The 22,891-nt window shown below is 43.2% G+C and carries 21 protein-coding genes; 6 read left to right on the forward strand and 15 right to left on the reverse strand.

Translation table 11 applies throughout. The features are described 5' to 3' along the window. Positions 1-345 precede the first annotated feature (345 nt). On the reverse strand, positions 346-969 hold the full coding sequence (dsbA, locus tag AACS90_RS08425; RefSeq protein ID WP_099120268.1) for a thiol:disulfide interchange protein DsbA: 624 nt from the start codon (positions 967-969) through the stop codon (positions 346-348). Between the two features lie 17 nt (positions 970-986). Continuing rightward, the gene (locus AACS90_RS08430) at positions 987-1,964 is read right to left on the reverse strand and encodes a serine/threonine protein kinase (RefSeq protein ID WP_099120269.1); all 978 of its coding nucleotides are present in this window, start codon (positions 1,962-1,964) and stop codon (positions 987-989) included. A 241-nt stretch (positions 1,965-2,205) separates the two neighbouring features. Between AACS90_RS08430 and mobA the strand changes: the two genes are divergently transcribed. From mobA to AACS90_RS08445, 3 genes are all read left to right on the forward strand, one after another. Then, positions 2,206-2,808, forward strand: coding sequence for a molybdenum cofactor guanylyltransferase MobA (gene mobA, locus AACS90_RS08435; protein WP_099120270.1), 603 nt, complete (start codon positions 2,206-2,208; stop codon positions 2,806-2,808). Then, positions 2,805-3,365, forward strand: coding sequence for a molybdopterin-guanine dinucleotide biosynthesis protein MobB (gene mobB, locus AACS90_RS08440; protein WP_099120271.1), 561 nt, complete (start codon positions 2,805-2,807; stop codon positions 3,363-3,365). Before mobA ends, mobB begins: the two co-directional genes overlap by 4 nt. A gap of 498 nt (positions 3,366-3,863) precedes the next feature. Further along, a complete protein-coding gene (locus AACS90_RS08445; protein WP_099120272.1) occupies positions 3,864-4,613 on the forward strand; it encodes a hypothetical protein in 750 nt (249 codons plus the stop codon). Between the two features lie 104 nt (positions 4,614-4,717). Here AACS90_RS08445 and lsrG read toward each other — a convergent pair whose 3' ends face one another. The 6 genes from lsrG to lsrA form a co-directional block, all read right to left on the reverse strand. After that, positions 4,718-5,017, reverse strand: a complete 300-nt coding sequence (lsrG, locus tag AACS90_RS08450; RefSeq protein WP_099120273.1) for a (4S)-4-hydroxy-5-phosphonooxypentane-2,3-dione isomerase — start codon at positions 5,015-5,017, stop codon at positions 4,718-4,720. 1 nt (position 5,018) lies between these two features. After that, a complete protein-coding gene (gene lsrF / locus AACS90_RS08455; protein WP_099120274.1) occupies positions 5,019-5,903 on the reverse strand; it encodes a 3-hydroxy-5-phosphonooxypentane-2,4-dione thiolase in 885 nt (294 codons plus the stop codon). A gap of 56 nt (positions 5,904-5,959) precedes the next feature. Beyond that, positions 5,960-6,997: an autoinducer 2 ABC transporter substrate-binding protein LsrB gene (lsrB, locus tag AACS90_RS08460; RefSeq protein WP_099120456.1), complete on the reverse strand. Its 1,038-nt coding sequence runs from the start codon at positions 6,995-6,997 to the stop codon at positions 5,960-5,962. 87 nt (positions 6,998-7,084) lie between these two features. Further along, positions 7,085-8,083: an autoinducer 2 ABC transporter permease LsrD gene (gene lsrD / locus AACS90_RS08465; protein ID WP_305847164.1), complete on the reverse strand. Its 999-nt coding sequence runs from the start codon at positions 8,081-8,083 to the stop codon at positions 7,085-7,087. Further along, positions 8,080-9,108: an autoinducer 2 ABC transporter permease LsrC gene (gene lsrC, locus AACS90_RS08470; protein ID WP_371635114.1), complete on the reverse strand. Its 1,029-nt coding sequence runs from the start codon at positions 9,106-9,108 to the stop codon at positions 8,080-8,082. Before lsrC ends, lsrD begins: the two co-directional genes overlap by 4 nt. 5 nt (positions 9,109-9,113) lie before the next feature. Then, the gene (gene lsrA, locus AACS90_RS08475) at positions 9,114-10,613 is read right to left on the reverse strand and encodes an autoinducer 2 ABC transporter ATP-binding protein LsrA (RefSeq protein ID WP_099120458.1); all 1,500 of its coding nucleotides are present in this window, start codon (positions 10,611-10,613) and stop codon (positions 9,114-9,116) included. A 381-nt stretch (positions 10,614-10,994) separates the two neighbouring features. Here lsrA and lsrR point away from each other — a divergent pair, with 381 nt between their 5' ends. Together lsrR and lsrK are read left to right on the forward strand one after the other, a co-directional pair. Further along, positions 10,995-12,050 (forward strand): transcriptional regulator LsrR, encoded by a 1,056-nt coding sequence (gene lsrR / locus AACS90_RS08480; protein WP_099120276.1) that lies wholly within the window; start codon positions 10,995-10,997, stop codon positions 12,048-12,050. A gap of 89 nt (positions 12,051-12,139) precedes the next feature. Beyond that, complete coding sequence (gene lsrK / locus AACS90_RS08485; RefSeq protein ID WP_099120277.1) at positions 12,140-13,732, forward strand: autoinducer-2 kinase; 1,593 nt, start codon at positions 12,140-12,142, stop codon at positions 13,730-13,732. Positions 13,733-13,787: 55 nt separating this feature from the next. Here the strand turns inward: lsrK and AACS90_RS08490 are convergent, their stop codons facing one another. From AACS90_RS08490 to AACS90_RS08520, 7 genes are all read right to left on the reverse strand, one after another. Beyond that, positions 13,788-14,174, reverse strand: a complete 387-nt coding sequence (locus AACS90_RS08490; RefSeq protein ID WP_099120278.1) for an acyl-CoA thioesterase — start codon at positions 14,172-14,174, stop codon at positions 13,788-13,790. After that, entirely contained in the window at positions 14,174-14,644 is a 471-nt protein-coding gene (locus AACS90_RS08495) for a hypothetical protein (RefSeq protein ID WP_099120279.1), read from the reverse strand. Before AACS90_RS08495 ends, AACS90_RS08490 begins: the two co-directional genes overlap by 1 nt. Then, positions 14,626-15,201 carry a hypothetical protein gene (locus tag AACS90_RS08500; protein ID WP_099120280.1) on the reverse strand — a complete coding sequence of 192 codons (576 nt, stop codon included), beginning with the start codon at positions 15,199-15,201 and terminating at the stop codon, positions 14,626-14,628. The genes AACS90_RS08495 and AACS90_RS08500 overlap by 19 nt, the downstream gene beginning before the upstream one ends. Before the next feature lie 784 nt (positions 15,202-15,985). Beyond that, a complete protein-coding gene (locus tag AACS90_RS08505; protein WP_099120281.1) occupies positions 15,986-17,956 on the reverse strand; it encodes a UvrD-helicase domain-containing protein in 1,971 nt (656 codons plus the stop codon). After that, positions 17,949-19,691: a DEAD/DEAH box helicase gene (locus tag AACS90_RS08510; RefSeq protein WP_099120282.1), complete on the reverse strand. Its 1,743-nt coding sequence runs from the start codon at positions 19,689-19,691 to the stop codon at positions 17,949-17,951. The genes AACS90_RS08505 and AACS90_RS08510 overlap by 8 nt, the downstream gene beginning before the upstream one ends. A 257-nt stretch (positions 19,692-19,948) precedes the next feature. Beyond that, complete coding sequence (gene gorA, locus AACS90_RS08515) at positions 19,949-21,301, reverse strand: glutathione-disulfide reductase (RefSeq protein ID WP_099120283.1); 1,353 nt, start codon at positions 21,299-21,301, stop codon at positions 19,949-19,951. 165 nt (positions 21,302-21,466) lie between these two features. Further along, positions 21,467-22,309, reverse strand: coding sequence for a 23S rRNA (adenine(2030)-N(6))-methyltransferase RlmJ (locus AACS90_RS08520; RefSeq protein ID WP_099109429.1), 843 nt, complete (start codon positions 22,307-22,309; stop codon positions 21,467-21,469). Positions 22,310-22,520: 211 nt separating this feature from the next. On the opposite strand from AACS90_RS08520, the gene AACS90_RS08525 reads away from it, so the two are divergent. After that, positions 22,521-22,877 (forward strand): DUF1090 family protein, encoded by a 357-nt coding sequence (locus AACS90_RS08525; protein WP_099120284.1) that lies wholly within the window; start codon positions 22,521-22,523, stop codon positions 22,875-22,877. Positions 22,878-22,891: the final 14 nt, after the last annotated feature.

Consider the following 22,891-nt stretch of genomic DNA (forward strand, 5'->3'; position numbering starts at 1 on the left):
CTTTGTGCACAAAAAATTGGCACATAAAACAGATTTATGTATATCCATATCAAAAACGGATAACTGGAGGTAAAAATCAATGAATTACGTCAAATATTACGAAAATATTGCAATTACTTACAAATCACCGACTTGTGGATATAACCGGAGTTTATGTTATGAAAGGGTAATTTTAGCAAGCATTATGCCAGCCCTGTAATTAGCTGGCACAATGCCTGTATTATTTTTTACTCTTTGTCTTTCAGGTTGGCCGGGAAAATTCGCTCACGACAAATTTGTTATTCCCTGCACTGCGATACGGCCTGAAATTCATTGAGTACATATAAAACTAAAGTTTTTTATTGCTTATTTTTTGGTTACCAGATAATTCACAACATCCGAGAATTTTTTAGCGTAGTCCTGAACCGATTTAGTCTCAATTCCGCCATTATTAATCATGTATTTACCAAGAACAAACGTGGCCGGAACACCCTGCAACTGAAAATCCTGAGCCGCCTGACGTTCTTTAGATGCTACCGATTTCACAATGAAACTATTCAGTGCTGCGTCATAATCTTCACCAGAAATACCGGCTTTAATAAATGCATTACGGATATCAGCTTTAGTATTGATAGTCTGAGTTTTCTGGATGCCATCAAATAATACAGGTAACACTTTATCCTGTGCTTTCAAAACAATAGCAACAGCCCAGGCATCTGTCAGGTCTTTCCCTAAAGGCCCGAGAAAATCAACGTGATAACGTTCATGTGTAACGCCTTCCGGAAGGTTTTTTGCTATCGTGCCGGGAACATGAAAGATATTCTCAAACTGGTAACAGTGCGGGCAATAAAAAGAGAAAAACTCTACAACCTGAGGTTGATCAGCTACCGCTTTTTTAAGTTCAACATACTGCTTGCCTTCAGAAAAATCAGAAGCGCTGGCATTAAATGCCATAAACACTCCCACCAATGCAAACCAAAATTTTTTCATCGTGATCTCCAGAAAAATTAATACATCGGGGTTAGCTGTAAGGGGGGTTCCTGTAACAGCCGGATTTGTTCAGCAAAAAGACTTATCTGCTTATGCCAAAAGTCACTGTCAGCCATCCATGGAAACGCTTTGGGAAAAGCAGGATCCTGCCAGCGACGAGCAACCCATGCCAGATAATAGACCATCCGCATCGCGCGCAAAGGTTCTATCAGAGCCAGTGTTTTCAGATCGAACTCCGCAAACTGGTTATATGATTCAAGCAGAATATCCAGCTGAATCAACTGTTCTTGCCGTGAGCCGTTAAGTAACATCCATAAATCCTGAATCGCCGGACCATTACGGGCATCATCAAGATCAACGAACCATGCCTCGTCGCGCCACAAGATATTACCAGCATGACAGTCACCATGCAGCCGTAATCCCTGCCAGTCAACATTCCACTGTGACTCAACAACTTTATTCAGTTCGTCCAGAGAAGCAAAGAAAGCAGCCTTATGCGCATTAGGTATGAGGTTGCATTCTGTCAAATATTGATAGGGTTGGTACAAATATTCGTTGAGACTGATAGTCGGGCGGGCAGAAAATGTTTTCTGGTAGCCTATCTGATGAATTTTCCCCAGTAACCGCCCAACATCTTCCAGCTGATCAAAATTATCAGACTCATACTGACGGCCACCCACGCTGGGGAAAACGGCAAAGAAAAACCCGTCATGCTCCAGTACTGTTTGCCCATCAAGAACCAGCGGCGCAGCAACCGATAAATCTGCCTGCTGTAACGCCAGCGTAAATTCATGCTCTTCCTGAATTTGCTGCCGGTTCCAGCGCTGAGGACGATAGAATTTCACGACATAACGTTTACGATCTTCATCCATAAACTGATAGACCCGGTTTTCATAGCTATTCAGCTCAGTTAAACCCGAATCAACACGCAGACCAGACTGCGCCAGCGCATCCATTATCAAATCCGGCGTAATATTTTGAAAATTAAAAGCCATAGTTTCTGCCACAACAAAGTTCTCTTTAATCAGTCGTTAATCATACCCTGAAGGTACAGTGAACAGCCCGTAACCATAACCCGTCTTACAACATAGGGACATGATTGGGAGAAAAAATTGGGCTGTCAACGCGCGTAAAGGTTATACTCATTTGTTCATATAAGCACTGTTACATATTGATTCACAAGGGTTACATAACCAAAGATAAAATATATCGGTTAAAAATATCAGGTGATTTAACATGACGTATCCAAAAATCAGTGGTGCCATTCTGGCCGGAGGGCTATCCACCCGCATGGGCGGAAATGATAAGGGATTACTACAATTAGGTGGAGCACCATTATACCAACACATAGCTGCAAAATTGCAGCCACAGGTTCATGAACTGCTGATTAATGCCAACCGCAATCAGGCAGTGTATCAACAAAGTGGTTATCCCATTATTCCTGACATCATTACTGATTTTTCCGGGCCATTGGCCGGAATGCTGGCAGTACTGAAGAAGGCCATTCATGAATGGGTGATATTCGTGCCTTGCGATGTCCCTGATTTCCCTGATGATCTGGTGGAAAAGCTTTGGCGCTATAAACAACATGCGTGGGCGGCTTATGTACACGATTGTGAACGTGCCCATCCGACACTTGCCCTGATGCACCGCAGCCTGATACCCAGACTGGAAAGCTATCTTGCATTAGGTGACAGAAAGCTGATGTTCTTTATGCAAATGATTAAAGCAAAAACCGTCTATATTCCACATCCAGAATCCTTCACCAACCTGAATACACCAGAAGAGTGCCAAAACTGGCAATGCCAGCACTGGGAATGTCTTCGGGAGTCAGCATGAATCAAAGTAATACCCCGATGAATTTGCCATTACTGGGGATCACCGCTTACAGTGGAACCGGTAAAACCACCTTGCTCAAACAGGTTATTCCCCTGTTACGGCAGCAACAAATCCGGGTGGGATTAATTAAACATACTCACCATAATATGGATGTCGATAAGCCGGGCAAAGACAGCTATGAGCTGAGAAAATCGGGAGCGGCGCAAACACTGGTTGCCAGCCAACAACGCTGGGCCTTAATGACAGAAACACCGGAACTCCCCGAACTGGATTTGCATTATCTTGCCAGCCGATTTGATGCGACTTCACTGGATCTGATTCTGGTTGAGGGATTCAAAAATGAAGCTATTGCGAAAATCGCCCTGTACCGGAATGGTTTAAATCACACCTTCGAAGAACTCATTGATCCCTATGTCATCGCTGTCGCCAGCGATATCCCGCTAGATACATCACTACCACAACTCGATATTAACCAACCGGAACAGGTGGCGGAATTTATTGTGAAGTGGCTTTTATTAGCCCCGCCGGCTACTTTCTCGCTGGCTCATTCACAATAAAAGAAAACTGGCACGTTAACTCAATATAGTTTCATAAAATAACTATTTATTCTCTCAACAACCTCTGAGATTTATATCAAAGAGGTTCCCTGTTTTAATTCATATTCATAATTTCTTTTATTAATGTAATTTCAAATTGAAATAATTTTAGCCAATTGTAATACATACCATACAGTGGTGGTCATTTTATTATGGAAAATAAAAACGGCAATATTACCGACCTCAGATTACATCATCGAATAATTCTATTTTTTAAAATAAAAATATCGATAAACAAAAGGAAATAAAAAATAACAAAAGGACAAATAAAACCCAAACAGTATAAAAACAATCAATCGAATTGCTTTTATATTAAATAAAAATCTTAACTTAAATAACACGCAACCTTTCAGTTACGTGAACACTAATTATTTAGGTAGAAATACTTCGAACGATTTAATCAGGTTATTTTTCATTCTTAAAGAATGACCATTTTAATTATATATAGATAAAGGAATAATGATGATCAAGACAGATAAATATCAGCCAGTTGGCGACGCAAGCGTTGGCTACCCACAAATTTGTATTCGAACTAATCGAACCGCTGAACGTACGAATGTAACGCCAATGATAGCCGCAGCTATGTTTATTGCCAAAAACTTCCCTTGGAGTTTGAATGATAATGAGAAAGAAGTTGTCATTAAAGGCGTATTAAAGTTACTGGGAGTTGCCTTTGGTAGTGGCGGTTTTGGCCATGCATGGGTTATTTACTTTAATAGTGAAAAAGAAGGTGATAATACTTCATATGCTTTTCATCCGGGATATGGATTCGTCAAAAATTCAGAACATAGTACGACTGATGATTCAGCCGAGAGAAAATTTCATATTCAGCATTGTGTGAAGATTAATGAAAAATCTATCACCCCTGAATTTATAGAACAGCATTTTATTCCTGAATTAGTCGATGAAAGTAATCAGTTGTCAAAACTGATGAAACTGACCTCTGAAGATATGAAGAATGGTGCGTATACGCCTGTAACAAACTGCTCATGGTTTGCAGGAAAATTATGGAACCAGATCATGCAACTGGAATTCGAACAATCTGGTGAAAGCGGTATCAATCAGCTGGAATTCGAACAAACTATTGGCAATGATATCAATCTGGAAGAATTGGCAGAACAACTGGGCCTGCCATTTATCAAGGAAATTAACGGTATCGGTGATCCTGGAATGCTCGCAGAAAGCATTAAAAATGTCCTGAGTATTTAACGCAGAATTTTTGCTGAATGTAATTACAAACAACTGGCTTAATTAAACCAGTGAAAAATAAACGCCTTGATGTTATCACCAAGGCGTTATTCCCAATTCAGGGTTTATTTGCCTTCCGGCATCAACCCAATAAACGAGGTCTTTTTCCGTGGTTCACTCATCAGAGCTTCCAGTTTCTCAACACAGCGCAGATAATGTGGTGTTGTTTTATGAGCTGCAACGGCTGCCTCATCAATATAGGCTTCATAGATATAAAAACGGGTCGGGATATTCTCATCCTGCAATACGTCAAACCGTAAATTGCCCGGTTCTCTCACAGAACCAAGGTGATTATCCCGGAATACCTCGATAAATTCGGCGATTTTGTCGGCTTTGACATTAATCTCAACTAAAGTAACGTGCATATTATTCTCCCTTTGCTTTCTCACTCAGGAACAACTCATAAGCCTGAGCAGGCTTTTCATTGTGATGCACTACCGCCTGAACAGCTTTAAGCATGGCTATCGGTGCTTCTGACTGGAAAATGTTGCGCCCCATATCGACACCGGATGCACCCTGATCAATGGCCTGATAGCACATGGTTAATGCTTCCAGCTCTGGCAACTTCTTACCTCCGGCAATCACAATCGGCACCGGGCAACCAGCCGCAATCCGTTCAAAACCGGTATCAACATAATAAGTTTTGATGATATTCGCGCCCATTTCCGCAGCAATGCGGGTTGCCAGTGAGAAGTAGCGCTGATCACGCGCCATATCCTTACCAACACCTGTTACTGCCATCGTCGGCATACCATAACGTGTGCCCTGATCCACCAGCTTGATAATGTTTTTGATAGACTGATGTTCATACTCTGAACCAATATAAACCTGTGCCGCCACAGCACAGACATTCAGCCGGAGCGCATCTTCCATAGCAACAGCAACCGCCTCATTAGAAAGCTCGGTCAGCATGGAGTTTGCACCGGATGCGCGCAACACCACCGGTTTATTGGTTGCCGGCGGAACCTGACTGCGCAGAATACCGCGCGTACACATCAGCACATCGGTATGTTCAAACAGCGGAGCAATATTGATGTCGATACGCTCCAGTCCGGTTGTCGGCCCCTGAAAATAACCGTGATCAAACGCCAGCATCACCGTTTTATTGGTTGCCGGATTGAAAATTCGCGCTAAACGCGACTGCATTCCCCAATCCAGCGCGCCACAACCTTTCAGTTCAAACAGCGTATTCTTTTGCGGTGTATCAATGCCAAAATCTTTACCGTCTTTGATATCATCTAAATCTGCCATTTTTCTCTCCAGAAAATAGCAGAGTCAGGCTGTGTGCCGACTCTGCGAAACATGAATCAGAAATCGTATTGGTTGATGTTTTCTTTGGTAAAAATCACGCGCTCCGGCATCACAACAATGCCATTGCCCTTCGCTTCAAAGCTATATCCCTGAACGCTATTCGGTGAAACCTCAAGTGTACCGATGTCAGGAATAGTTAATTTATCGCCCACATTCAGGTCGCCCTTTTTCAGCATTTCACTGGCAACATGAATCGCTATCTTGCCCTGTTTAACAACATCCCACAGGGCAAACTGTTTGACTGTGCCGTTTTCGACATAAGGACGCATGACATTCGGTGTGCTGAATCCGACAATCGACACATCCTTACGTTTCAGGTTTTCTGCGGCCTGTGCCGCCGCTGGCAACGCATTAGCATCAGGGGCAATAATCACATCCAAATCACCCCATGCTTTCAAAATGCCTTCCGCAGTCTGCAAAGACTTGGTCGCATCGTTATAACCAAACTGCGTGGTCACAACTTCCCAGTCAGGATGTTCTGCGGTAATTTTGTCCTTGGCTTCTTTTACCCACTGGTTTTGATCTGTCACTGTGGGGCTGGAGTAAAAAAACGCCACTTTCGTTTTTCCCTGTTTCTCCGCTTTTTCTTTTTTCACCTGACTGGCGGCCATTTCCACTAATAACCCACCCAACTGTTTTGGTGTTCCCTGATCGATATAGATGGAACGGCATTCTGGTGCAGTGTCTGAATCCCACGTCAGTACTTTTACACCACGCTGCATAGCTCGTTTCAATGCCGGACACAGACCATCCGGTGATACTGCCGACACGACAATGGCGTTATATCCCTGATTGACAAAATTATTGATAAGCTGTACCTGCCCCGCCACACTTGGCTCAGTCGGGCCATCATAAGTGACATCAATCCCCAGCGCCTTACCCACTGCCACTGCTCCCTGCCCACCGCTGGTAAAGAACCCGACACCGACCAGCTTCGGAATAAACGCAATCCTGTCAGCAGCCTGTGCCCAGGAAGCACATGCCAGACTCAATACACCTGCTAAAACCAGTTTTTTCATTGCCGATTTTTTCATTATCAGTGCTTTCATGCCTGTCTCCGCTCTTTTCTCTTTCAGTTCAGGAACCGTTTTCTATTTAAGAAATCATTCAGGAGTAGCTCATTAAAAAGCCGATGACCGCCAACGCTGCCACCAGCCCCGGATTTGATGGCGATGCAGAGAAACAGAACGCCCGACCACCACCACGATGAGCAAAGCGCCGGATAAGGCGCTGGATATCTGACTCGGGATCCCCATCATCTGCAATCCCTGCTGCAAATATCCCACCAGCAGAACAGCCAGTGCTGTGCCGATAACAGAACCGGAGCCACCATAGATATTAGCTCCACCTAAAACTGCCGCAGTAATGGCTGGCATCAGGAACGAACTACCCAGATCTGAGCGGGCTGAGCCAAAATAGGACACCAGAATGATCGCAGCCAGAGCCGAAGACAAACCCAACAGGACATACAGCAGACACAGTGTTTTATTGACAGGAACCGCCGCATAACGGGCGACACGGTGATTCATCCCAATCAGAAAAACGTTACGTCCCCGATGAGTGCGATGCATAAACAGCCAGAACCCGATGACGCAAAAAATAAAAACAACTAACGGGATGGGCAGTTTCAGTAATGTCAGATTAGCAAAATCAGTAAATGCAGCCGGAAAACCTCCAATGCCCTCATAACCTGTCGCACCGGATAACCCCGACAGTAATAACGCGCTCCCGCCAAACAGGTACATGGTTCCGAGGGTAATAACCAGCGGATTCACACCGGTATAGAAAATCAGCCCGTAGTTAATCAGGCCACATATCATTCCCACAATCAGGGTCAAAGGAAGAGCCGCTATCATCGGCATTCCGGACTGATTCATTATCCCCAGTGCAATAGCACATAAGCCGATAACAGCGCCAAACGAAATATCAATTCCGCCACTGACAATTACCATCGTCAGCGGCAGAGCAACAATACCAATACAGATAAAATCACTGGTACTGAACAACAACACATTGATATCCAGCATACGTGGATTGGCTATGCCAAATAACAGAATCTCCAGTACCAGCAAAATAGCGAGGGCGGTTTCCCATCCATGACGTTTAATCGCACTTATCATGATGTTCTCCTGCCTGCTTCCGATGAATGGGCTACGGGTTCATCGGCGGGTTTAAGAAAGCTGGCATAACGTTGCTGACGTAAGTTCTTTTCAACGGCGCTGCGCAACCGGCCATCAAGCACCAACACCAGCAGTAAAACCAGACCGGCAATAAAATCGTTCCACCATGCCGGCAACCGGAGTAATACCAACACACTGTCGATTTGTGTCAGGAAGTAAGCACCGAAAATCGCCCCTATCACGGTTCCCACGCCGCCCAGCAAACTAATACCACCCAACACACAGGCAGCAATCGCTTTCATTTCCAGCCCGCTTCCCGTCTGATTCGGAATAAATCCAATCTGAGCCACAAATACAATGCCAGCCAGTGCTGCCATCACACCATTTGCGGCAAACGCAACAATACGAATGCGATTCACCGGCACACCAATCTGTCGCGCCCCTTGCAGATTGTCACCAGTAGCATAAAATCCGCGGCCAAAATTCGTGACTTTCAGCATCCACGTCATTGCCAAAACCAGTAAGATCAACAACCAGCCGATGAACGAGATGCCCAATAAAACAGGTCTGGCGAGTTCTTTCACATCAGCAGGCAGGCCCTCGATCCATTTCCCGCCCGTCAGCAGTAGCATCAGACCCCGATATAACCCCAGCGTACCTAACGTAGCAACAATGGCCGGAATTTTCAGCCAGACCACCAGCACACCATTTACCAGCCCCGCGGCCATACCCGCCAAGAGTGTTATAAGGCAGGCTATCGGCAGGGGAAAACCGGCATTGAGTGACATACCCAGCACCACAGCACATAAACCGGTGGTCGAACCGACAGAGACATCAATATTACGCGTGAGCATCACCAGCGCAGCGCCCATTGCCAGCAGCATCAGGATTTGCGCATTCGCAAAAATCATGGTGACAGTCTGGAAACTAAAAACATCGTGTTCCAGACTTCTTAACAGGGCAAACAAACCTAAAATAGCGATCAATGCCGTGGCTTCACGATTGTTCTGAATAAAGGTCTGAATGAATTTCAACATAGCGCCCTCTCACCAAACGAAAGATGCATAATGGCATCCACACTCATATTGGATTTATCAAGGTGGCCACAGATTTCTCCGTGATGCATCACCAGCGCCCTGTCAGCGAGCTGCACAATTTCATCAAGATCAGAGGAGATAAGCAGAACCGCCACTTGCTGGCTGGCAATACTGCGGATCAACTGATAAATATCAGTACGCGCACCAACATCAACACCCCGTGTCGGTTCATCAATAATCAAAACAGCGGGTTTCGCCTCCAGACATTTCGCAATCAAAATCTTCTGCTGATTCCCGCCAGACAAAGTACGTACCGGCTGACTGGCATGGCTGTAACGAATATTGAGTGCCCGGCGATAACGCTCAAGCACAGCGGCATCATAGGCAGGGCGAGCCCAGAAAGCGTTCTGGTTGTGAGTCAGTGAGCACACATTCCAGCTCAGGGAAGCATCAAGGAATAATCCCGATGCCTGCCGATCTTCCGGCAGATAAACCAGACCACGCCGTAACCGGGCTGCGGTATTCAACGAATTAAGTACCTGCTGACGTAAACGGATTTCGCCACTTACCACAGGCCGCAATCCATATAACGTTTCCGCCAGCTCCGTACGCCCTGCCCCTACAACACCCGCCAGACCGACAATCTCTCCGGCTTTCAGTGTCAGGGAAATATCCCGGAAACCTTCACCACACAAAGCAGTCACTTCAAGCATCGGGTCAGCGTGATCACCTACGGGCTGACGATTTCCGGCATCCAGCCATAACTTCTGTGTTTCTGTTAATACAGAATCTTTTACCGTGGGCGTAATTGCCTGAATGATGGTTTCTGTTGAAAAACCTGCCATTGCCCCGCTGAGAGCAATCATGCCATCCCGCATCACACTGACATAATCAGCAATCTGACGAATTTCAGGGATCTTATGGGAAATAAAAATGATCCCAACTTGTTGCTGCTGTAACTCCCGTATCCGCTCAAACAACCGTTCTGTTTCGGCGGGTGTCAGGGAGGCTGTCGGTTCATCAAGGATAAGAATGCGGGAATTACGCATCAGGCCACGCATGATTTCCACCATCTGCTGATCCGCCACATCCAGACTTCCTGCTGGCGCACTCAGGTTTAACCGGCAGTTCAGCTGTGTCAGCAGTTGCTGCATCCGGCTTTTACTAGCTAGGTGCTTAGGCAGGCGAAACAGAATATTTTCCTGAACAGAAAGACTGGGGAATAACAAAGGTTCCTGCGGTACCAGATAAATGCCCAATTGGTGTGCTTTAGCCGGAGTCAGCTGACTAATGGTATTTCCTTCCATCATCAGCGTTCCTGCATCCGGCTGCTCAAGGCCCGCAATGATCTTCATCAGTGTTGACTTACCGGCGCCATTTCCTCCCAGTAAGGCATGAACCTGCCCTGCCATCAGAGTGAAATCAATCTGCTTCAACACGACTAAACCGGCAAACTGTTTAACGATCCCCCGAACAGACAATAGCGGTAACATAGGTAATGTATTAGTGGCTTGTTTTTGTAACGAATGTTTTTGTGACGAATGCTGTTGTGATGGATGCCTTTGCAATAAATGAGTTTGCAATGAATCATTGGCGGAATTGCTTTGTGACATCATGCTACCTCAGGGTGTTTATGATTTTGCTGCTTTCCGTCCCAATTCTGACACTGACTCCGATACTCAATATGAACATTTATAAGATTAAAAATCTTTTGTTCATGACTTTAATTCATATTATGAAATATTTGCAAAATTTTGATCACATTTTATGAAAAAATTAGATCTTCATTAAGATATGTTCAATTTTTGTGGAATACCTCTGGCACGACAGAGGCTTTCATGCTTAATTCTTTTTCAGGGAATAAATAAGTTGTTATGACAATCAAACCAAACAAGAAAAAATCAGCATCAGAAAAAAACGTGTCATCCGAGGATCTTCATCATTCGGGTAATGGCTATAGCAGCCATAGCTATTCAGAAAATAGTTATCCAGAAAACAGCGATTCAGGAAACAACATGAGTGAAGAAGAACTACTGGCCCGGGTTGCCTGGTTTTACTATCACGATGGCCTGACACAAGGAGACATCGGTGAACTTCTTGGCCTGAGCCGGCTTAAAGTCTCCCGTTTGCTGGAAAAAGGGCGGCGCTCCGGTGTGATCCACGTTCAGATAAACTCGCGCTATGAGGGTTGTCTGGAGCTGGAAGATGCTCTGAAAAAACGTTTTAACCTGAATAAAGTACGTGTCCTTCCCGCCCTTGAAGGCATTAACCTGAATACCCGGTTAGGTACCGGAGCTGCCCATCTACTGATGTCACTGATTGAACCCCGCCAGCTTCTGGCGATCGGTTTTGGTGAAGCTCCCATGTGCACTTTACAGCATCTGAGCGGTTTTATTTCCTCCCAACAGGTGCGTCTGGTGACACTGTCCGGTGGTGTTGGCCCTTATATGACCGGTATCGGCCAACTTGATGCAGACTGCCCTGTCAGCATCATCCCTGCACCACTTCGGGCATCAACCCGGCAGGTTGCCACAACATTCCGTGAAGAACGCAGTGTGCAGGATGTCATACTGACTGCCTGTGCTGCTGATATCGCCGTTGTCGGCATTGGTGCCATCAACCAGAGGCAACAGGCGACTATCATGCGTTCCGGCTATATCAGCGATGGTGAACAACTGATGTTCGGGCGCAAAGGTGCTGTCGGGGATATTCTCGGTTACTTTTTCAATGCTGAAGGTGAATTGGTCAGTAATATCGATATTCATCAGGAACTGATCGGCCTCTCACTACCAGAGCTGAAAACGATACCGAACGTGATTGGTGTCGCTGGTGGAATTGAAAAAGCCGATGCCATCGTTGCGGCGCTAAAAGGCGGCTATATTAATTCACTGGTCACGGAAGAAAAAACCGCAAGGGCGATGCTGATGTGATTGTCTAATAACTGATTCTCCTGTGCCATATCGTAGTCATCATCAACAACCGGCAGGCTAATAAGATAACGACAAACGAGGATAGCATTATGAACCAACGCACTCATGCCCACTCATCAGGGAATTATCTGATGGCGCTTGATGCAGGAACAGGCAGTATACGTGCAGTCATATTTGATCTGGAAGGTAATCAAATCTCTGTTGGGCAGTCAGAATGGGTGCACCAGCCTGTACCGAATGTCGCAGGCTCAATGGAATTTGATCTGCAAACCAACTGGCAACTTACCTGCCAATGTATCCGTCAGGCCTTGCAAAAGGCTGAACTACCAGCCAGTGCAATTCAGGGAGTTGCTGCCTGCTCAATGCGGGAAGGGATCGTCCTGTACAATCGGAACGGCGATCCCATATGGGCATGTGCCAACGTTGATGCCCGTTCCAGCCATGAAGTCAGTGAACTGAAAGAGCTGTACAATAATACGTTTGAATATGATGTTTATCGCTATTCGGGCCAGACATTAGCGCTGGGAGCAATGCCCCGCTTATTGTGGCTTGCCCACCACCGTGCTGACATTTATCGGCAAGCCAGTACGTTAACAATGATTAGTGACTGGCTGGCCTATATGCTGAGTGGTGAACTGGCCGTTGATCCATCTAACGCAGGCACCACCGGCATGTTGGATTTAGTGAGCCGCGACTGGCGCCCCAGCCTGCTGGAAATGGCCGGATTGCGTTCTGATATTCTCTCTCCGGTTAAAGAAACAGGCACATTACTCGGATACGTAACAAACAAAGCGTCAGCAGAGTGTGGTCTCGACAGCGGAACACCGGTCATTATGGGGGGTGGAGATGTTCAGCTCGGTTGCCTCGGTATTGGTGTTGTCAGGCCCGCTCAAACCGCAGTGCTTGGCGGCACATTCTGGCAGCAGGTCGTTAATCTGCCGGAACCGATGACCGACCCCAATATGAACATCCGCATTAATCCTCACGTAATCCCTGGCATGGCACAGGCAGAATCTATCAGCTTCTTCACCGGCCTTACCATGCGCTGGTTCCGCGATGCTTTCTGTGCCGAAGAAAAACTGATGGCAGATCGGCTGGGTATTGATGCTTACGCTCTGCTGGAAGAGATGGCGGCACGGGTTCCCGCCGGATCATATGGTGTGATGCCAATTTTCTCCGATGTCATGCGCTTTAAATCTTGGTATCACGCTGCGCCTTCCTTCCTCAACCTGTCGATTGATCCGGAAAAATGCAACAAAGCCACTCTGTTCAGGGCATTGGAAGAAAACGCGGCTATCGTCTCAGCCTGCAATCTGGATATCGTTGCAACATTCTCCGGTGTTCAGCCTGATTCTCTGGTTTTTGCTGGCGGTGGCTCAAAAGGCAAACTCTGGAGCCAGATCCTCTCCGATGTCACCGGATTGCCGGTAAAAGTTCCCGTCGTTAAAGAAGCTACGGCTCTGGGATGTGCTATCGCCGCTGGTGTTGGGGTATCACTGTATGACTCCATGCCGGAAACGGGGGAAAGATTAGTGCGTTGGGAGCGGGAATATCTGCCGAACTCAGACCACTGGGATGTTTATCAAAAAGCAAAAAAAGATTGGCAGGCAGTGTATGCTGATCAACTTCATCTCGTCGATGATGGCCTGACAACTTCGTTGTGGAAAGCGCCGGGTTTGTGATTTTTTTGTTGAGTGGCCTCTTATTAATCAGAGGCCAGAATAGACACGATTATCTTTAGTCTTCAACCGCATTCATCACAATTTCAGGTACAGTCGGGCGCCCATTTACTAAACAGGTAGCGACAAACGTCGCATCAGCATACACAACGCCATCAACCAAAATTTGCTGCTCAAAATTAATCCGGTTACGCTTTTCATTTCTGGCAACTTTGCAGGTCACCTCCATCTTATGCCCTTTCTGGAGGCTTTTTCTAAAGCGCAGGCTATATTCAATAATGACGTGCATGCGCCCAGCTTTGAATTCTTCTTCTAAATCCAGACCTAACGCTTCTTTCATAAACGCATGCCGGGTCCATTCCAGATAGAACGGATAATAAAGCCCATCAACAACACCTTGAAAATCAACGTGCTGTTCGTCCACCAAATACTCTTTAGAAAACATCACAGATCCTTAAAATAATTTAACAGAGCAAATCTCATCGGAAAGAGTAAACCTTCAAAATCCTTTTTAGAAGTATCTTCTCCCGTACATACATTTATTGCCATACTCGTATTATCAGTCAGACCGTAAATGAAACTGATACCATGAAATATATTGTGCTTTCTTCTTTCTTCATCTATGACATTATTTACATCATTCTTTAAAACATCATCCCATATCACTGTGCTTACATCACCACCCTTTATTTTTGTCAGTTCTAAGCCAATTTTTATTAGTAGGCTGTCTTTATGTATACCATCGTAATAAAACTTCTGATCCCAACCCGCATATCCGTTACTCTGATGAGCTGATACATTATTATTCTCGACTAGCAGAGTTGATACATATGTGACACGTTCAAAATTATTAAGAAACTTAATCACCTCATTACTATGGCGATGAAAGTCTATTTTTATTTTTTTTGAATCCATTTGACCCTCCTACATTCGGTTATATTAGATTTATTCAATGTCATATCAAACTTACCCGATATAATAATCTGTTTTTCATCCATGATGGTCACTACACCAATTCTGACTCCCTCATCATATCTTACATAGCACAACTTATTATTATTTGATTCAATGCTATTATCATCAGAAATAATACAGAACTCTCCAAAATTGATATATGGCTCTCCATATTGGCCTCCAACCTGAACTAATTCAACATCAGGTAATGTACGACTCGCCATAATAAATAAAGTATCCTCATCCAACTTAGTATATTCTGCGAATTGTGGAGGAAAACCTTCGCCCGTCAAAATCCATTGCGGCTCTACCTGAAGACCATTTTCTTTGAAGAAATCTGAGACATGGCTTATTACATGATTTTTTCTTACCGGAAAAGAACTTCCCGATTCCCAACGCGTATACGTGGTATATGAGATGTCTTCTCCTTTAGCATGTATATAATCAACCACATCATGTGTCGTCTTTCCAGTCGCGGCTCTACAGCATTTCAAACGCTTACCAATAGTATCCAGCATTCTTTTCGCCTGTTACGTGTTTTACTATATACACTTCGTCTTTCAAATTGCCTCTTTGTTGGCTGCGTTCGCTCACCCCAGTCACATAGTTATCTATGCTCCAGAGGATTCTCTCCCTTGCCGCCGTGACGCATCTTGAAATCCATTGCGTATAGTCTGATTTTAAAAGAATAAACACCAAATTCAGGCGTTATTACATTACAATTAATGCGATTTTATTGCATTAATTATTTGTCATATGCTAGTCTCTAACGCACTAAGGCTTTTTAGTGTTAGAGACTAACATAGTTATCTCACTTAATGCTATTAGAGCAACACAACCCATTTTATTCTCACTTTTGTTTCCATAGGAAAAAATAACGAATGAGACTTTTAAAGGAAGTGTTAGCCATGAAATTTTGGTATCTACATTACTATCTAGTATAATTATTTCATTAATAAATTATCACTATTAAATAGATTTACTTTTAAATAAAAATATTAAATAAGATGAACCCAAATAAAAACAAGAAAGCATAGAATAGATATAGTTATAAAAACAACACTAATAAAAAAACACCCAACACCAGGGAAACACATTATCTCACTTTCAATAAAAAGAGTTATTTTTAATTTATTACAATCGATATTTACAGAATAATATACTAGATAAACTTCAAGTTGCAACGAGTAATATGAGACGAGTCCTTATATCTCCCCACATCTTGAAGTTGAATTGGTATATATAAAATATATCTCAATGGTCGACTAAAAAGTCTCAAACATCATTTTTATGAGTCACAACCTAATCGAGTGAAATACCCGAAAAATTCACGTAATTTTTCACGCTGTCTGGCAATTTTTCCGTACTGAACACAACAAGTTTTTGCCCTGCCCGCGTCATTGATACATATAGCTTACGGAGTGATTCTTGCTTTACTACATCTTTTTCTGACTCTGTCAGATTCAAATTCTTAGGTTTGTTTATCAAACCACCTACCCCAAGCACAAAAGTCACACCTGATTCCATTCCAGTACAACTATTGATACTCATTACACGAATTTTATCGCCTAACCCCGTTGCTAACTCATTACGATTATTGTAATTGACCACTGTACCATGACCCAATTTCTCCTCAATATCACGCTTTATATCCTGAGTTTTATACAGATCACTGCAAAGCACCATAATTTGATGGAAAGGGATCTTCTGTAATTTAACGAAGCTCACTAACTCACTTAAAAAACGACGTTGTTCATCCTGATGTGTATGGCTATAAATTACATATGGCTTACATCCTCGTTCCATTTTTTCCAGATCCGGCTTAACGAAATCTTCTGGACTATCATCTAAGCCTTCCAACAACGCATTTGCCGCGATCATGATTTCGTAAGTTGTCCGATAAGAATAACTAAGCCTTTTTGTCCTGCCTCGAATGTTAAATCCAACACTTTTCCAACTTAATCGGCTTTTTAAAAACCCTTGGTTTGGATCTGCACATAGAAAAATACTTCCGTTTGGAGAAAGTGAATTTTTAACCACTTGCAACCAAGAGGGAGCAAAAAACTGTGCTTCATCAACCATAATATGATCATATTTTATCAACTGACAGGCCTCATTCGAGTCTCTAAGTAAAGCAATTTCTCTGATGTACAGACTTGGTAAATATCCTTTAACATCCGATAGATTCTTCACTACCTGCTGATATAACTGCCATATACGTTCTCGCTGGCTTTTTTGTAATGCAAACCCTCTTCCCTGTCGATCAAACTCTAGGTATTCAGAACCATTTTTGATCAAATAATCATTGATATACTCTAACTCAGACCAAATTTGCTCATCTGTTAAAGATAACTCTGCATAGTTCTTATTATCTGTATTCAGTATTGCCTTCTTTTTACTCTCAAATTCCCTACCACTAAAAAGGGGCTTGACTCTGCCGGACAAACAGCTTTTCTGACTTAAAGCAAATGCATGAAAAGTCGATATTTTTAGATTTTTTGGTATACCACCTAACCATGTTTCAAAACGATGCCTTATATCCGCTGTTACAGGTAGATTATGAATAACTAATAACACTTGCTTATGAGGATACTTCTTACAAAAAATGATGGCTCGGTTGATAAGTATCAGTGTCTTACCACTTCCTGCAACCCCATTGATAAGGCGAACAGAGAAATCTTCCTGCTGTTCTTCAGCTATATCCACCGATTCAACCATATCAAATCGCGTAGCTAATTCTTGATCATAATCAAGGAAAAATGGCTGAAGAATAGCTGAATTATCAATAAGTTCATTTTTTCTACGTGTGGTACATTGAGCAGGTATCACTGATTCTGGAAATAGTTCCGTTTTGATCTTGGCGTGATTATCAACGGTAAACTCCGTAAGATATTTTACGATCAAATTTTCTCCAAATTCATAGAACTCTTTTTGAGTAATAAGCTCTATGTAAGTAGGCCAATTATCACCATCAGGAATCGATTCATCCAGTTCTTCTACAACAGCCAAGTATTTAATATTTGAAGCCATTTTAGATTCTAACTTATTGTTAAAACTAATGACCTTATCTAACTCACTCAGTGTCGGCCGTCTAGCATGCCAGCCAATAAATACCCAGCTATAAACTGGTCCTTCGACAACGATAGGAGCAACTTTGATGTGGTCTAACAATGGCTCTCGGATAAAAAATTCTTCATTCAATCTTGCAAATACTTTTTTAAAATGTCGCCTAATTTTACGCTCTAACCCTGTAATAGTATCTATATTAGCCATTATTCATCTGTTCCACATAATAACCGTGACAAATCAAAGAGCGATAGTCCTCTATATTTTTACGTAGCTCTTCATCATCTGTTTCAGAAAGGAAATATTCCGGTAAGTCAGGACCAACCAGGATCAATTTTGTCTGGGCTCGTGTAATCGCTACATTTAACCGTTCTGGCTGAAAGAAAAATGATGCAATAGCACTAATATACTGTGGGTCTGAAGAACAAAGAGAAATAATCATCATCTCTCGCTCTTGCCCTTGCATTCTCTCTACTGTATCCGTCACGATTGATTTGGATGCAAAAATTCCTAGTTTATTGGCCAAACATGATTTTAATATCTTCGCATGACTACGAAATGGAGTAACAACACCGATCTCTTCTGCACTTAACCCAGCTTCAATTGTAATTCCAATTAATTCAGCAACTAACTTAGCCTCTGCTAGATTTGCACTTTTAGCATTGATGCCGGGAGTTTTTATAAAAACAAACGGGTGTTTACTGGATAATATATCCATATATTTTTGAGGCTGATGCGGAAGGTTGAAAATACTCTTATTTATTGCTCGCTCAGATGTCAACTTTCCGTTGTAATAACAATTACTGGGCCACTCTGTAAGTTCCTGAGACATACGATACGTTTGATCAAGAAGAGTCGAAACCTCTTGATTTTTCGATATCATTCGTGAAAACGCTGAACAATCCGATAGCACAGATTCGGATAAGATTACAGGCGGCAATTGCTTGTGGTCACCAACAAAGACAAACCTTCTTCCTTTTCTCATTGCTATTAATGCAAGTGGCAAAGTTATCTGGCTCGCTTCATCAAAAATAATAGTGTCAAAATCATATTCCTCTAATCGTTGGCTACACGTAGCAAATGGCGTTGCCCCAATAACGTAGCCCGAATCAGGCATTTCTTTCCAATTAGATGCATATTCATGATGGCCTACAGTATTACTCAATGCTTTCGTCCCACCCTTTCCACATACTTTTATAACAGGGATATTTTCTTCAGCAATTTTATTTAGAGCATTATTGATCGCCATATGAGTATGTGAAGTCATAAATACTCTTTGACCAGACTCCACTAATAGTTTAGCTATGATACTAATTACTTTAGTTTTTCCTGTTCCCGGTGGACCCTGAATACAAGCTAAATACTTAGCTGCAACACCTTTCCCTACAGCATCACTTTGTTGCTCATTTAATTTTCGCTCTTGTGCATAATCCGCCGCATCGTCATAGTCATTTTCGAAAATGAAATCTGTATTTAGTTGTCCAGATAATAGTGGCAAGATAATTTCTCGTCCAAATTTAGACTCAGTAATTTCATCCAGAGCTTTGTCATAGAAAGGTGTTAAATCCATAGAATCCGGATCCGCGTAACAACCGCCCAATATTTCGGATAGCATTTCTTCGTTTAATTTATCAACTCGCAGTAACCAACTGTTATCATTTTCTGCTTCAATCGTGGCTTGCTGGATATGCCTATTAATATGAGCTTCACCAAGATGTAAACAAAGCATATCTCCTTCACGAAATCGGGAGTCATTGTTTCCTAGAACAACTTCAAGATAATTACTGTCAACTTGTTTAACAGATTTTATGATTTGCGTTTCACCTTTACTCAGCTTCTCATGTAGAGTCTTTACCCAAGTTTCCATTAATTTTTCAAGGTTAGCTTCACGTTCTGCATATACAAATTCTTTGAGTTCTTTTAAAACTGATTTGAGCTCCATCTAATAACCATCGATATGTATATAAGGAGAAATTTATAATATTCATCTAAACTAGTGGTTCGAAGATAAAGTTTAGAGCACTATCACGTCAATTAGTCCTTTAATAAGCTGATAGTTACGTCACGATTCCACTAATAGGAAACCTCATAAATATGAAAGCAGGAGTTGAAACACCAATAAAAAAGGCCAGATACTATTCTGGCCTTAATTGAGTGTCTTCTATAATTTAAAAATACGAAAAAGACTTTTGCGACTATCTATCTCATCGTAACAAACTCTTCCGCCGCAGTCGGATGAATAGCCACTGTATTATCAAAGTCTTTTTTCGTCGCTCCCATTTTCAGGGCAACGGCAAAGCCTTGCAGGATTTCATCCATACCAAAGCCTATTCCATGAATACCGACAATCTTCTCATTTTCACCAGCACAAACTAGTTTCATACGGCATGGCTGACGGTGCTGCGTCACTGCGGTATACATTGCGGTAAAGGACGAAGTATAAACTTTAACCTGATCATCACCGTATTGAGCTTTTGCCTGTGGCTCCGTCAGGCCGATTGTACCGATTGGCGGATGGCTGAAGACCACTGTTGGCACATTGGTATAATCCAGATGTTCATCCGGCTTATTGTTAAACAGACGCTCTGATAAACGGCGACCTGCCGCTACCGCAACGGGTGTCAGCTCTACAGCACCTGTATTATCGCCCACAGCATAAATACCTTTTACATTGGTATTCTGATACTTATCAACCTGAATATAGCCTGATTCATTCAATGCCACACCAGAAGCGGACAAATTCAGATTATCTGTCGCAGGCTCGCGCCCAATCGCCCAAATCAGAGTATCAACCGTCTGTTCTCTGCCATCCTGTAATTGCAAAGTCAGGCTGCCATCAGCATTTTTTATCACAGCCTTTGGTACAGCTTCCGTATGCAGAGTCGGCCCTTCATTGTTGATAACTTCCAGCAACGTATTTACGATCAACGGATCAAAAGAACGTAATGGTGCATGTTTGCGTACAAACAGGTGCGTTTCACTACCTAATGCATTCAAAACACCGGCAATTTCCACCGCAATATAACCCGCACCGACGACAGCAACACGCTTAGGCATTTCATCCAGCTCAAAAAAGCCATCCGAGTCAATACCGTATTCCGCACCGGGAATAGCCGGATTTTTAGGGCGGCCGCCAGTCGCAATCAATATATGATCTGCGGTAATTATTTCGCCGTTCACTTCAACAGTCTTTGCATCAACAAAACGGGCAAAACCCTGAATAACATCAACATTATTGTTACCCAGCACACGCTCATACGAAGAATGGATACGGTCAATATAGGATGTACGGCTGGCAATCAGTTTTTTCCAGTCAAAACGATTGATAGTGGCATCAAAACCATAATCAGAGCCATATTGATGAATAGATTCCGCAATCTGGGCAGCGTGCCACATCACTTTCTTCGGTACACAACCCACATTAACACATGTTCCACCCAGTGCTTTAGCTTCAATAAGGGCACATTTCTGCCCATACATGGCCGCACGGTTAATGGAGGCAATACCACCGCTGCCGCCACCAATTGCAATATAATCGTAATGTTTACTCATCTTAGGCACTTCCGTCTAATCAATTAACCTACTGACTACAATTTAATCGTAACGTATATTATGACAAAAAGTTATCATTATGCATGATGATTGTGGCTTTCGTTGTCATAGGCTAGAGCTATCAAATTGATGCTCCATGCTGCAATATCACGCTGAAAAATAGTCTTATTCCGGTACAATCCACTCTACTGAGTTATGCCCTGTGCCTTCAGGGATCAGTACCTGCTGTAACCAAGGCAGCACAGCTTTCATCTGCTGTTCCAGCTTCCACGGCGGGTTGATCACAATCATGCCAGATGCTGTCATACCGCGCTGATCACTATCCGGACGCACGCCAAGCTCAATCTGCAAAATTTTGCGGATCCCGGTTTTTTCCAAATCTTTAACTAAGCGCTTAATCTGCTGGCGGAGCACAACCGGATACCACAACGCATAAGTACCCGTCGCAAAACGTTTGTACCCTTCCAGAATGCCCTTAACCACATTCTGATAATCCGATTTCAGCTCATAAGGAGGGTCTATCAGCACCAACCCACGGCGAGTTTTAGGAGGTAATTTTGATTTCAGCTGTTGATAGCCATCTTCACGCAGAACACGGGCGCGTCTGTCACGGGAAAACTCACTACGCAATAAAGGAAAATCACTTGGATGCAGTTCACTCAGGTTAAGTTCATCATATTCGCGCAATAAATGACGGGCAATTAATGGAGAGCCGGGGTAATAGCGCAAAACACCATGCTGGTTCAGAGCCTTTACAACTTTCATATAGCCTGACAATTCTTGAGGAATATCATCACGCTGCCAAATACGGGCAATCCCTTCCAGATACTCGCCAGTACGTTCAGCATGTTCGCCACTGAGCTGATAACGACCTGCGCCTGCGTGGGTATCCAGATAAAGGAAAGGCTTCTCTTTTTCCTTAAGTGACTCAATGATAAGGCTTTGGACAGTGTGTTTTAGCACATCAGCATGATTGCCTGCATGGAAGCTATGACGATAACTAAGCATTCGATTTTCAAACCCCGGGAGAGAAATATTGATAACTTGCCTGATGGCTGATCAGACAACAAAAAAGCATTATGCCTCATTCTCGCGAAAAAAGATAAAAGCCTCCATTTTGCCCCTCGTCAGTTGTAACTAACGTCTAATTTTCAGGAACAAATCCCGATCAGCATATAAAATTTTGAATAAGCATTTCAAATCAGACTAGGAATAGTTCATGACGTCGAAAACTATGCTCTTGGCTGTATTAGTCGTTTTCAGTATGAATATTGCCTATGCAAAACCAACTAAAGCGGAGTGCGAAAACAAACAGAAAACATTAGAGAAACAGCTCCAATATGCAAAAAATGACATGGATGAAAGATTAATTTCCGGGTTAACCAGAACACTGGAAAGCCTGAATTCAGCCTGCGAGTGGGAAAGACGCCTGAAAGTTGCACAAGAGCAACATTCCAAACCGCAAAATAATCCCACCTCTGCTGCTAAGCCTGCATCCCAAAAAAGTTCACAAGCCCGTTCAGAACAAAAAGGAAAAAATAAAATTAAAAAAGTGCAGGCCAAAAAGAAGAAGTAGACCTGCACTGAAGC

Origin of the sequence: Xenorhabdus sp. KK7.4 (assembly GCF_963876465.1) — a bacterium.
Taxonomy (GTDB): Bacteria; Pseudomonadota; Gammaproteobacteria; order Enterobacterales; family Enterobacteriaceae; genus Xenorhabdus; species Xenorhabdus stockiae.